Here is a 12,318-nt window from a genome sequence, read left to right as displayed (position 1 = left end):
GCGTGGCTTTTAATACGCGTAATTCAGATCGGTATAATCGTTAAGTGATTTTTGTACATGTGCCTGAATAAAGCTACGGACATCTTCGGCAGTCATGGCTTTCCCCTGATTGCTGATCACATGCTCAATTTCGGGTTGACCTTCAATTTTAATGCGATAAACAAAATGCTTGGCCAGACGATAGCGATCGTCTAATTTTTCAATTCCGGTCACATAATAATACGCATGTTCAAAATTCAGATCACTATGTGAAAAAACAAACTGATCGAATAATTTCAGTTTCTGACCATTTTCGAGTGCCTTGATGTCATCCACAATACTGGCTTCAAACTTGGTGTCATATTTTTCTGAAATCGGCTGTTGATCGATCAACAGTGAAACCATGCCATCTTCCAGGTTGCTTACGGTCATGTTGTTTAATTCAGTCATGGTGCACTCGAGTGAAATTTGTTGGAGCTTAGTATGCTGTAATTTGAGGGGAACTCAAGGCTGGCTGTATCAGGCTGCGGAAGATTTATTCACTGTGCGAAGCTCAAACGGAAATAAAAAGGCAGCGATTACTGCATTGCTGTCTCATCATCTTTTCTTCAAATATTTAAATGGCTTGTGTCGGCGAAATCCTACTTTTGACAGCCCCAAAGTAGGCAAAAGTCTTTTGTTCGCCATACCCAACATCCTTGTCGTGATGGCTAAGGTGTGACATTCCTGTCACACTCGCGTATCCAAAATCAACTCAATGCAATTGTGGGACAGCAACAGCAGGCACTTGCTGATATTAAACCAAGATGATTTTAATCCTGTGCATCAATACTCTGACCATTCATATGCAGGCTGTCATTACCCATCAAATATAGATAAGCCGGCATAATGGAATCGGGTGTAGGCAGGGTCTTTGGATCTTCATTGGGATAGGCCTTGGCGCGCATGGCAGTACGTGTTGCCCCGGGATTGATGCAGTTATAGCGGATATTCGGATGCACCTGCTCTTTGGCAAATAACTGGTTCACCGCTTCAATGGCAATTTTAGACACCGAATAAGCGCCCCAGCGTTCGCGGGCTTCGCGGCCTACACCTGAACTGGCAAACACCACCGAAGCATGCTCGGATTTTTCTAATAAGGGCAACAGCGCCTGGGTCATGATAAAAGGTGCCCGCAGATTGACCGCCATGACATCATCCCAGACATTCACCCGATAATCCGCCAGCGGAACCCGTTCACCTAAAATCCCGGCATTATGCAGAATTCCGTCCAGACGGCCAAACTGACGATCCAGGGTATCCAGCAAAAGTTCATAATCACGTTCCGAGGCGCTAGAAAGCTGTAGCGGCAAGATGGCAGGTTGCGGCGCACCTAAACTTTCAATTTCATCATAGATGACTTCGAGTTTGTTTAAGGTACGTCCATGCAGCACCACAGTTGCGCCATGCAAGGCATAACTGATTGCTGCTGCACGTCCAATGCCATCGCCCGCACCTGTGATCAGGATAATACGATCTTTGAGCAGATCGGGGCGAGGTTGATATGCCGAATATTTCACTATCTACCTCCTCATTTTTTATTGTTCAGTTTTAAGCTTTTAAGATACCGCAGTCGGCTGTTTGAGTAGCAAGGTCTGAATCAGCTGATGTAATTCTGCAACAGTATCCACTATATAGTCGGCTTGCCAGGCTGTTAAGTCATCTTTGTATTGCAGTGGTAAATAACCATAAGCTGCCAGAACGGTTGGCATCTTGGCATGACGCCCCGCATCAATATCGCGCGGATGATCGCCGATATAAATACAGTCTTCAGCCGCAAGATTCAGTTGCTTGGCAGCCAGATACATCGGTTCAGGATCAGGCTTGGTTCGGGTGACATCTTCCGGACAGACCAGCACGGCACAGCGTTCACTTAAATTCAGTGCTTTCAGTAAAGCCTCACTGAGCCAGCGTGGTTTATTGGTGACGATACCCCAGGGAATATCCTGTGCTTCCAGTTGTTCCAGTAAAGGATACATGCCGTCAAACAGATCGGTATCGACTGCAATATCTGCGCCGTACCTGTCCAGAAAGCGCTGACGATGTTGCAGAAATACCGGATCTTCCAGCTGCATTTCCGGATAGACCAGTTTCACCATGGCGCGTGCGCCTTCGGAGACCTGAGTCCGGATCAGTTCGGGTTCGACCAGCGCGCGGCCTTCTTCACGGCACATCTGCTGGATAATCCGGATAAAATCGGCCGCGGTATCAATCAGGGTGCCATCGAGGTCAAATAAAACGGCTTTCATGCGCTGGTCTCGTTCTGGCTTTCTTTGACTGTATAGACCATATAGTTGACATCGACATTTGGTGCCAGCCAGTAGCGTTTGGTGAGCGGATTGTAGTGCAGACCGGTCATGTCTTTGAGTTTTAAGCCGGCATTGCGAATATCGTGCGCCAGCTCGGACGGCTTGATAAATTTGCTGTAATCATGGGTGCCTTTGGCCAGCATCCGCAGCACATATTCTGCACCAATAATGGCAAATAAATACGATTTCGGATTACGGTTAATGGTCGAGAAGAACACATGGCCACCTGGCTTGACCAGCTTGTGACAGGCCTGAATAATCGAGGCCGGATCTGGCACATGTTCCAGCATTTCCATGCAGGTCACAATGTCGTATTGGCCAGCCTGCTCCTCTGCCAGTTGCTCGACCGGCACCTGACGGTATTCGATATTGCTGACACCTTCCTGTTCGGCATGAATCCGCGCCACATTCAGCGGGGCAGCACCCATATCAATGCCAAGTACATCGGCACCACGGCGCGCCATACTTTCGGCCAGAATGCCGCCACCACAGCCGACATCTAGGATTTTCTTGCCGCTCAGGCCACCGGCATGTTCATCAATCCAGTTTAAACGTAGTGGATTAATCATGTGCAAGGGGCGGAACTCGGAATGCTGATCCCACCATATAGCTGCAAATGCTTCAAACTTGGCAATTTCTTGTGGATCAACATTCAATTGCGACATCGGTGTCACCTCAATCAGTCGTGATTATCTAAAAATACATAGGGGCCGAATGGCCAGAGTGACTGACTTAAAACCTTGAAAATCAGTCCTCTGCTTTAGTGTAGCGTTTCTGGCAGAAAAAGCGATAAAAGCAGCAAAAAAGTTCACAGAATGAAAACGAAATCGGCATAATTGATTTATAGTGAACCCATACACTAAGCATAATGATTTAGAGGACGATAATCCCAATGAAAAAATTCCTTTTAGGCGCTGTTGCCGCATCTGTTTTGGCCTTTTCCGGCAGTGCTATGGCCAATTTTGTGGCAGGTCAGGACTATCAGGTGGTCGCACAACCAGTCAAAGTCGAAAAACCGGGCAAAATTGAAGTACGTGAATTCTTCTGGTATGGCTGTGGTCACTGTTTCATGCTGGAACCACATATGCAGGGCTGGTTGAAAAAATTACCTAAAGATGTTCGTTTTGTACGTACACCTGCTGCGATGAATCCACTCTGGGAACAGGCGGCACGTGCTTATTATGTGTCTGAAGCCTTGGGTGTGCGCCAAAAAGCCCATTTGCAGTTATTCCATGATATTCATGACAAGCAGCGCCCAATTTTAGAACAGGCACAACTGGCCAAGTTCTATACCCGTTATGGTATTTCTGAAGCAAAATTTAACACGACTTATAAATCATTCCCGATTTCATCGAAAATTGCGCAGGCCAAAAATCTGGCTGCTCAATATCAGTTAAGCGGCGTACCGGCGGTGACTGTCAATGGTAAATATATTGTGCAGGGCAATGATGCCAAAGTAATTCAGGTGGTGAATTACCTGATTGAAAAAGAGCGTAAAGCCAAATAAGAAATAACCGAGTATCCGTAAAAAACCTGCATCAATAATGCAGGTTTTTTTATTCAGATGGGGGGAGTACTTGTTTCTGTACTGATTGAGGGATCTGCTGTTTTTGTCGGAATTCGATGCCAGTGCAAAATCCCTCGCAATAAAAGCTGCATCTGTAGCACGCTTTGGGTTTTAAAGACATTGGATAGGGTGCGGCGTAGCTCTGGATCAGCCTGATGTTGCAGATGAATCCAGCCCATGGCCCAGTTCAGCGACAGATCAATCAGCATCTGTGCCAGTGCCTGCAAATCTTGCGAAGACTGGATATGCTGGGCGGCTTGCATTTTTTCCAGTTCATGCATGACATCTTCAGTCAAAAAACGAATTTCCCGTTCTATTCCTGCACGTAACACTGCCGAGCCCCCCCAGCGTTCTGCAACAAAAAAAATCCAGGGTTCAGGGTGATATTCGACTGCCTGAAAAAATAGCTCAATTCCGGTTTTAGTCCGGGTATTGGGCTGATACAGATAGGCCTGTCCCAGTTGATTCAGCACTCCCTTGAGATGAATCGCGACCTGATCCAGCAGCTCTAGTCCCAACTGCTCCATATCCTGAAAATGCCGATAAAATGCCGTGGGCACCAGTCCAACGGCATGCGCGACTTCACGCAGACTGATGGTGCTAAAAGCGCGACCCTGACTGCTCAAGGCCAGTGTGGCATCCAGTAGCGCCTGATGGCTTTGCTGCTTGCGATCTTCACGTAAGGACATAAATGGGTTTCCTCAAGGAGAGATTTAGTCTAGCAAAAATTAAGGCAAATCGTAGCGCCACAGGTCGGCAGAATTTCGATATTTAACCGCACTCTGATGCATCGATTTTGTAAATCAATCATCCGGCTGACCAATCTTGGCAAAGGCTTCTGTTATACTGAGCCGCAATTATTTTTAGCCTATACAGGACTTATCATGCGTATCGACCAACGAGCATTAGATCAATTACGTGAAGTGAAAATTACCCGTAACTATACACGTTATGCGGAAGGCTCGGTATTGGTTGAGTTTGGTCATACCAAAGTACTGTGCACTGCCAGTGTAGAGAGTTCTGTTCCACGTTTCCTGAAAGGTCAGGGCCAGGGCTGGGTGACGGCTGAATATGGCATGTTGCCACGTTCAACCCATACCCGTAGCGACCGTGAAGCGGCACGTGGCAAACAGAGTGGCCGTACCCAGGAAATCCAGCGTCTGATCGGTCGTAGCCTGCGCTCAATGGTTGATCTGAAAAAGCTGGGTGAAAATACCATTACCATTGACTGTGATGTGATTCAGGCTGATGGCGGTACCCGTACTGCAGCGATTACCGGTGCTGCGGTGGCGCTGGTCGATGCCATGAATGTTTTGCTGGAAAGAAAGAAAATCAAACATGATCCATTAAAGGGTCTGGTTGCAGCAGTATCTGTCGGTATTTTCAAAGATGAAGTATTACTGGATCTTTGCTATGAAGAAGATTCGAACTGTCAAACCGATTTGAACGTGGTGATGACACAGGTCGGTGAATTTATTGAAATTCAGGGCACTGCGGAAGACAAACCATTTACCCGTGCCCAATCGGATGCCATGCTGGAAATGGCCGAGAAAGGCATTCAGGAGCTGGTGAAAAAGCAGCAACAAGCTTTAGGCTGGTAATTCATTACTGCCAAATATAAAACGCATCTCCGGATGCGTTTTTTTATGCCGGAAATTTCAGAATACAGCCCATTGAAAATGCAGCACAAAACTTCCTGACAAAATTCCGACATGAATCGGCTAGATCCAGATCTATTTTGCCCCGATATTCAAACGATATCACCATGAGGAATGCGAGATGAAACAGTGGCTTTGTGCAATGTCTTTGCTGGGAATGTTTGGACTAAGCGCCTGTGACTGGGGTAACCAGCGGGAGGATGATGAGCGTTCGGTACTCAATCAGGACCGCGATGAGGACAATCGTGGTGATAATGACCGTGATGGCGAAGATGATGATCGAGATCGCCGAGGTGACCGCGATGATGATGATTAAGACTTAAAATAGAGAATTGAGCAAAATATATGCAAAAAAAATTTCTAAAAATCAAAAAAGGGTGCTTCGCACCCTCAATGGTCATCTATCGAATTTAGGCTTCAGCATTAAATCGCATCGATAAATCCACAGCTTTGACATCTTTGGTCAAAACACCCATCGAAATATAATCGACACCGCTACTGGCAACTTCACGTAAATTTTCGATCGTGATATTGCCAGATGCTTCCAGTTTGCAGCGGCCGGCCACATGCTGTACTGCCTCAATCATTTGCTGCTGGCTAAAATTATCCAGCATCACGATATCCGCATTGGCCTCTAAGGCCTGATTCAGTTCATCCCAGGTTTCGACTTCCACTTCGACCGGTTTGCCTGGCGCAATCTGGTGTGCCTTGGCAATCGCCTGAACAATTCCGCCAGCGGCCATAATATGATTTTCTTTAATCAAAAAGGCATCGAATAAACCCAGACGATGATTCTGCCCACCACCAATGGCAACGGCATATTTTTGTGCAATACGCAGGCCAGGAAGGGTTTTACGGGTATCCAGCAGCTTGGTATTTAAGCCATCCAATTGTTTGACATAATGCGCTGTTTTCGTCGCAACGGCAGACAGTGTCTGGACAAAATTCAGCGCAGGACGTTCCACAGTCAATAAACTGCGTGCAGAACCGGCCAGTTTCAGGAAAGTTTCATTGGCTTGAACCCGATCACCCTCATTTTTTAGCCAGATCACTTCAACACTTGGATCATAAGCCTGAATCAAGGCATTCACCCAAGGTTGCCCGGCCAGTACCATATCTTCACGGCTAATGATGGTGGCAGTGGCCTGTTCATCTTCAGGGGTCAGCAGGGCAGTAATATCACCGTCACCAATATCTTCTGAAAGTGCCTGTTGGATATTGATCTGAATCGACTGGTCTAGCAACGCTTGAGATATGCGCATGAGTATTTCCGTATCTTTTAAGCCGTGAAAATTGCGCATTATCTTAGCACTGTTACATAAAAAATGAGCGATTTTTCCTACAGTCTGCCGGGATGAATTGAGATTTATGCCTGAAAGTTTTAGCATGAAGCCGGCTGCAACCCTGATCGTGCAGATTTTATTTTTTGGAGAGAATGGTTTTATGCAACAGGCAGCCGAGTTTCAGGTTAAGAATGGACAACTGATGGGCGCACGTCACATTCCCTCTCCCAATTTTAACCAGCGTCCGGACAATACCGAGATTCAGCTCATTGTGGTGCATAACATCAGTCTGCCACCCTCACAGTTTGGCGGCGGTTATATTGAACAGTTTTTTCAGAATCAACTGGATTGGTCAGTCCATCCCTATTTTCAAAGCATTGAAGGGATGCAGGTTTCGACCCATCTGCTGATTTTGCGTTCTGGTGAGGTACTGCAATTCGTCAATTTTAATGACCGTGCCTGGCATGCCGGACGTTCGACCTATTTGGGTAAAAAAGAATGTAATGATTATTCGATTGGCATCGAGCTGGAAGGCAGTGACGACTTGCCTTTTGAACCGGTACAGTATGCCGCCTTGATCAAAGTCACTGCCTGTTTGCAAGATTATTATCCTAAAATTCAGCAGCATATTGCCGGACATTCGGATATTGCCCCAGGCCGTAAGACCGATCCGGGACCGTATTTTAACTGGGCTGATTTTCGTCGCCAGTTACAGCATTATAAAAATACCTCAACCTCGCTTGAGGGATGCAATTAAGCAATGAACTTCTGACAGAGGTTTCATTACAATAGCCACAAATTTATACATTAGGTGAATAAGATGGCGCTTTGGCGTTCGACCGTCATTGTCAGTGCGATGACCATGTTGTCACGTGTACTGGGATTGGTTCGAGATATTGTTTTACTGAATGTCTTTGGTGCGGGTAAGGACTTCGATACCTTCGTGGTCGCATTTCGTATTCCAAACTTTTTCAGGCGCTTATTTGCCGAAGGGGCATTTTCACAGGCCTTTATTCCGGTTTTGACCGAATACAAAACCAGTCGTACCCATGCCGAAGTGCAGATTCTGATTAGCCGGGTATTTGGCTGTCTGGCAACGGTAATGAGTCTGCTGACCATGTTTGCAGTGATTGCTGCACCGTTGATCATGTATATCTATGCGCCCGGTTTCCATAGCGATCCTGAGAAATTCGCCTTGGCGACTGACATGTTCCGCCTGACCATTCCTTATTTACTGTTCATGTCACTGACGGCTTTTGCCAGTAGTATTCTGAACAGTTATGGTTCTTTTAGTACACCGGCCTTTGCACCGGTCTTGCTCAATGTGGCCATGATTGCTGGCGCGCTCTGGCTGACTCCGCATATGGCAGAGCCGATTATGGCACTGGGCTGGGCAGTCATCATTGCCGGTATTTTACAGCTGGCGATTCAGATTCCTGAACTGTGGCGTAAAAACCTGCTGATTCCACCTAAAATTGACTTCAAGCATGAAGGCGTGGATCGCATCATGAAGTTGATGCTGCCGGCTTTATTTGGTGTATCCGTCACGCAAATTAACCTGCTGCTGAATACCATCTGGGCTTCATTTATGCAGGATGGTTCGGTGTCCTGGCTGTATAGTGCCGAGCGCATGACCGAGTTGCCGCTTGGCCTGATTGGTGTAGCGATTGGTACTGTCATTTTGCCATCTTTATCGGCACGACATACCGAGCAGAATCCAGAAAAATTCCGTGGCATGATGGACTGGGCCGCTAAAGTGATTGTAATGGCAGGTTTACCGGCCAGTATTGCCTTGTTTATGCTGTCGACCCCGATCATTCAGGCCCTGTTTGAACGTGGTCAGTTCAGCTTTGAAGATACCCAAATGACGGCTCTGGCGCTGCAATGTATGAGTGGTGGTGTGATTGCCTTTATGTTGATTAAAGTCTTTGCCCCGGGTTTCTATGCACAGCAGGATACCAAAACACCGGTGCGTGTCGGTCTGATGGCTGTGGCTGCCAATGCAATCCTGAACGTGATTTTTATCGGTATTTTCAAGCTGATTGATTGGGAAGCAGAACATATGGCACTGGCACTGGCATCGACCGGTTCAGCCATGGTGAATGCCGGCCTGCTTTATTACTATCTGCATAAGCGTCATATTTTCCGCTTCGGCCCGCACTGGAAAAAAATCTTCCTGCAATTCATGTTTGCCAATGTGGTGATGATCGCAGCTTTGGCTTATGCCTTAAGTTGGTACAATGCCGATGTGTCGCAATGGATGCGTGTCGCAGAAGTACTCATCTTGTGTGTCATTGGTGTGGTGGCCTATCTGGCGGCCTTGCTGGCGGCAGGTTTTAGACCGCGTCATTTAAAACCTTAAGTGAATATTGAACTTGATATTCGCTTAATAAAGCTATAAAAAAACAAGAGCCAGAAGGCTCTTGTTTTTTTCGAAGGATCATACTTGCTTCGACTCAATCTAAACTGAATCTAGACCTTACCGCGGGAAAGAAATCCAACGATCGCAAGAATCACCGCAATTACTAACAAGATAATTGCAAAATCCTTAGATAAGCCTGCTACTCCACCGAAACCAAGTAGACTCGCAATTAATGCAATAACAGCAAAAATAATAGCCCAGCGAAACATATATATTCTCCATGTGTTTTTATTTTCAAATTTAGTATAGAAATAAACGATTCCAGCGACTGTTAGTGTTTTGTTGACAAACTGTCTATGATTTAACAATAGTTTACGTGATGGTAATAAGAATTTGAGCGGTAGGTCTGCGCGGTTTGGGCTGCTATAATCAGCTGATTTTTGAGTGCGCCGACCTGATCATGACCGATACTTTACGTCCCGAATTTTGGAAAAACTATGGCCTTGCCGAACTCACGCAAGCCGAGTGGGAAGCCTTGTGTGATGGTTGCGGACTCTGTTGCCTGATTAAACTGGAAGATGAAGATACCCAGGAAGTCGCTTATACCAAAGTGGCCTGCAAACTGCTGGATTGTACGACTGCGCGTTGCTCCAATTATCCAGAGCGTTTGCACTATGTGCCAGACTGTATTCAGCTCACGCCAGAAAAATTGGAAACGATTCACTGGTTGCCTTCAAGCTGTGCTTATCGCCGGGTCGAGCAGGGCAAAAGCCTGCCAGCCTGGCATTATCTGATCAGCGGTTCACGGGAAAGTGTGATTCAGGCACGCAAGTCGGCAGCAGGGCGCTGCCTGAGTGAAGCCGACATTCCTGAAGACGACATCGAAGACTATATCGTGCGTTGGGTGCGTTAAACCTGTCTGCCTTAGCGTTTCTGAGCTACCGGATGCAGTAGGGCCTGAGCCGAAGCACTGGCCATCGGACGATAGAAATAAAAGCCTTGTCCAATCTGACAGTCACAATGGATCAGGGTATCGAGTTGTTCGGTATTTTCGATGCCTTCGACCAGAACATCCAAAGCAATACTGGAACCAATCTGGGTAATGGCTTTGACAATCGCCAAGGCGGACGGGTCACTGTTCATACGCTCGACGAAGTTGCGGTCAATTTTGATGCAATCCACCGGATAGTCTTGTAAACGGGTTAGTGAAGAATGCCCGGTGCCGAAATCATCCAGTGAGATCTGGATTCCGGCCTGTTTCAGTAGGTTCAGGGCCCGGATCACATAATTGGCACCATGCTCGGACAGGCTTTGTTCAGTAATTTCCAGTTCCACCTTATGCGCAGGAATATCAAAATTGGACAGGCGGGCCAACATTTTTTCAGCATAGTCATCGCGCAAAAATTCAACCGGTGCAGCATTGATTGAAATCGGTAACAGATCCAGTCCTTGGGCCTGCCAGCGACTCATATCGGCAAAGACTTTCAGTTGCATGGTTTCACTGATACGTGAGGCCAGCTCATAGTCCTGAAAGGCACCAAAAATCTCGGAAGGCAGTTGCACCTGCTGATCCTGATCTTGCCAGCGTAACAGTGCTTCAAAACCAATCACCACACCATCAGACAGACGGACTTTGGGTTGATAGTAGGGAATGATCTGATCGGCCAGAATAATCTTGCGGGCCAAAGTCAGCTGCTTGGTCATATTTTCCAGTGAGCCGCACATGTCCTGACTAAACATGCGAATGCCGCCACGACCACTATTTTTCAGATCATTTAGAGCAATATCGGCACATTTCAACAGGTTCGAAGTATTTAATGCATCACGTGGATAGATAGCACAGCCAATACTCATGGCACTGCTGATACTGTCGCCAATATAATTGATCGGTTGATCCAGCTGGCTATAGGCCAGTTGTGCCGTGGCCAGCAGCTGTTCTTCACTTTCCAGATTTTTCACCAGAACCGCAAATTCATCTCCACCCAAACGGGCCACAATGGTATTCGGGCCGAAACAGGCCTGGAAACGCTGACCCAGAACATGGAGTAGATGATCGCCAGCAATATGACCTAGGGTGTCATTGATGTGCCGGAAATAATCCAGATCAATCAGCAGTAGACCCGCCTTGGTCTGCTGTTGTTGCGCTTTCAATAGCACCTGTTTAAAGGTTTTATAGAAGGTACTGCGATTATACAGACCAGTCAGTTCATCTCGTTTAATGGCTTCTTTTAAGCGGGTTTCTGCAATTTTTTGCTGACTGATATTGCGTGAGACACAGAGGATGCTTTGGGTAATATTGTGCTGATCCAGAATTGGGGTCAGCAGATGATCCCAATATTGGATCGGCTGGTCTTTGCTCTGAGTTTTACTAGAAAAACGGCTATTTAAGCCTAGGGCTGCCTGTTTCAGTGCGCGTTGTCCGGATTTTCGGGCTTCAGGTGCTAAACGGTTCAACCAGGACAATGAGCTTTCCTGAGCCTGCGCGACGGTTTCGGTTTCCGCAATCAGGCCACAGCACTGGTTACTATGCCGAATTTGACCTTCAGAACTGACAATATGGATGCAGTCTGCGCTGGCATCCAGCATATTTTCCTGGGTTGAAACGATTTGAGACAGTTGTTGCTGGATTTCAAAATAATCATGTACATCGGTCAGGGAAACCGCCCACTGCAACACATCTTCCAGATCATGATGGAATTTTACCGCCAAGTTACACATACGATAATGGGTATCGCTGCGTTTGATCCGGCACTGGGTTTCAAAATTCTGATGCTGATCCAGCGCAGCATGCCATTGCCCCGAAAACAGCTTTAAGTCCTCGGCATGAATAAAACTCTGCCATGGTATATTGTCCGGTTGATTCAGATTGACACCAAGATAACTGGTCATGGCGGCGTTAAAATATTGCAGATGTGTTTTGGTACTGACCCATAGCGGCTGGGGTAAGGCATCAATCAGTTTTTGAAGCTGAATTAATTCAGACAGATGAACAGGGGTTGAACTCAGTGATGTTGCCAGCAGAGGTTCCGACTGGCTCACAGCTCCCTGTTCAAATTTATCATGCTTCATGCATTCACCAATACAACCCAAAAAATACCCAAAGGGCGACATAAGTTTCTTT

At 46.7% G+C, this 12,318-nt stretch carries 14 protein-coding genes; 6 read left to right on the top strand and 8 right to left on the bottom strand.

The window, feature by feature from the left end; translation table 11 throughout:
- Window positions 1-9: 9 nt before the first annotated feature.
- The 4 genes from GVV58_RS10690 to ubiG all read right to left on the bottom strand — a co-directional run bounded on the left by GVV58_RS10690 (window position 10) and on the right by ubiG (window position 2,992).
- Complete coding sequence (locus tag GVV58_RS10690) at window positions 10-429, bottom strand: hypothetical protein (RefSeq protein WP_074383818.1); 420 nt, start codon at window positions 427-429, stop codon at window positions 10-12.
- Between the two features lie 362 nt (window positions 430-791).
- Window positions 792-1,538: a YciK family oxidoreductase gene (locus tag GVV58_RS10685; protein ID WP_100354963.1), complete on the bottom strand. Its 747-nt coding sequence runs from the start codon at window positions 1,536-1,538 to the stop codon at window positions 792-794.
- A gap of 39 nt (window positions 1,539-1,577) precedes the next feature.
- A complete protein-coding gene (locus tag GVV58_RS10680) occupies window positions 1,578-2,267 on the bottom strand; it encodes an HAD-IA family hydrolase (RefSeq protein WP_159516510.1) in 690 nt (229 codons plus the stop codon).
- Entirely contained in the window at window positions 2,264-2,992 is a 729-nt protein-coding gene (gene ubiG / locus GVV58_RS10675; protein ID WP_100357013.1) for a bifunctional 2-polyprenyl-6-hydroxyphenol methylase/3-demethylubiquinol 3-O-methyltransferase UbiG, read from the bottom strand. Before ubiG ends, GVV58_RS10680 begins: the two co-directional genes overlap by 4 nt.
- Before the next feature lie 227 nt (window positions 2,993-3,219).
- On the opposite strand from ubiG, the gene GVV58_RS10670 reads away from it, so the two are divergent.
- Window positions 3,220-3,834, top strand: coding sequence for a thiol:disulfide interchange protein DsbA/DsbL (locus GVV58_RS10670; protein ID WP_005173368.1), 615 nt, complete (start codon window positions 3,220-3,222; stop codon window positions 3,832-3,834).
- 53 nt (window positions 3,835-3,887) lie between these two features.
- Here GVV58_RS10670 and GVV58_RS10665 read toward each other — a convergent pair whose 3' ends face one another.
- Complete coding sequence (locus tag GVV58_RS10665; protein ID WP_159516509.1) at window positions 3,888-4,583, bottom strand: TetR family transcriptional regulator; 696 nt, start codon at window positions 4,581-4,583, stop codon at window positions 3,888-3,890.
- A gap of 195 nt (window positions 4,584-4,778) precedes the next feature.
- On the opposite strand from GVV58_RS10665, the gene rph reads away from it, so the two are divergent.
- Both rph and GVV58_RS10655 read left to right on the top strand, forming a co-directional pair.
- Entirely contained in the window at window positions 4,779-5,495 is a 717-nt protein-coding gene (gene rph, locus GVV58_RS10660; protein ID WP_159516508.1) for a ribonuclease PH, read from the top strand.
- A 178-nt stretch (window positions 5,496-5,673) separates the two neighbouring features.
- Window positions 5,674-5,868, top strand: coding sequence for a hypothetical protein (locus GVV58_RS10655; RefSeq protein WP_159516507.1), 195 nt, complete (start codon window positions 5,674-5,676; stop codon window positions 5,866-5,868).
- A 94-nt stretch (window positions 5,869-5,962) separates the two neighbouring features.
- Here the strand turns inward: GVV58_RS10655 and nadC are convergent, their stop codons facing one another.
- The gene (gene nadC, locus GVV58_RS10650; protein ID WP_074383822.1) at window positions 5,963-6,814 is read right to left on the bottom strand and encodes a carboxylating nicotinate-nucleotide diphosphorylase; all 852 of its coding nucleotides are present in this window, start codon (window positions 6,812-6,814) and stop codon (window positions 5,963-5,965) included.
- 181 nt (window positions 6,815-6,995) lie between these two features.
- Between nadC and ampD the strand changes: the two genes are divergently transcribed.
- Together ampD and murJ are read left to right on the top strand one after the other, a co-directional pair.
- Window positions 6,996-7,592: a 1,6-anhydro-N-acetylmuramyl-L-alanine amidase AmpD gene (ampD, locus tag GVV58_RS10645; protein ID WP_159516521.1), complete on the top strand. Its 597-nt coding sequence runs from the start codon at window positions 6,996-6,998 to the stop codon at window positions 7,590-7,592.
- A 54-nt stretch (window positions 7,593-7,646) separates the two neighbouring features.
- Window positions 7,647-9,197: a murein biosynthesis integral membrane protein MurJ gene (murJ, locus tag GVV58_RS10640; RefSeq protein ID WP_171502643.1), complete on the top strand. Its 1,551-nt coding sequence runs from the start codon at window positions 7,647-7,649 to the stop codon at window positions 9,195-9,197.
- A gap of 110 nt (window positions 9,198-9,307) precedes the next feature.
- Here the strand turns inward: murJ and GVV58_RS10635 are convergent, their stop codons facing one another.
- Window positions 9,308-9,466, bottom strand: coding sequence for a DUF1328 domain-containing protein (locus tag GVV58_RS10635; protein ID WP_004647174.1), 159 nt, complete (start codon window positions 9,464-9,466; stop codon window positions 9,308-9,310).
- Between the two features lie 191 nt (window positions 9,467-9,657).
- Between GVV58_RS10635 and GVV58_RS10630 the strand changes: the two genes are divergently transcribed.
- On the top strand, window positions 9,658-10,110 hold the full coding sequence (locus GVV58_RS10630) for a YcgN family cysteine cluster protein (RefSeq protein ID WP_100534751.1): 453 nt from the start codon (window positions 9,658-9,660) through the stop codon (window positions 10,108-10,110).
- An 11-nt stretch (window positions 10,111-10,121) separates the two neighbouring features.
- Here GVV58_RS10630 and GVV58_RS10625 read toward each other — a convergent pair whose 3' ends face one another.
- A complete protein-coding gene (locus GVV58_RS10625) occupies window positions 10,122-12,266 on the bottom strand; it encodes an EAL domain-containing protein (RefSeq protein WP_159516506.1) in 2,145 nt (714 codons plus the stop codon).
- Window positions 12,267-12,318: the final 52 nt, after the last annotated feature.

Origin of the sequence: Acinetobacter sp. 18QD2AZ41W (assembly GCF_009829025.1) — a bacterium.
GTDB classification, from domain to species: Bacteria; Pseudomonadota; Gammaproteobacteria; order Pseudomonadales; family Moraxellaceae; genus Acinetobacter; species Acinetobacter pseudolwoffii.
The sequence above is the reverse complement of the archived record's forward strand: the minus strand, read 5'-3'. Positions and strand labels throughout refer to the sequence as shown.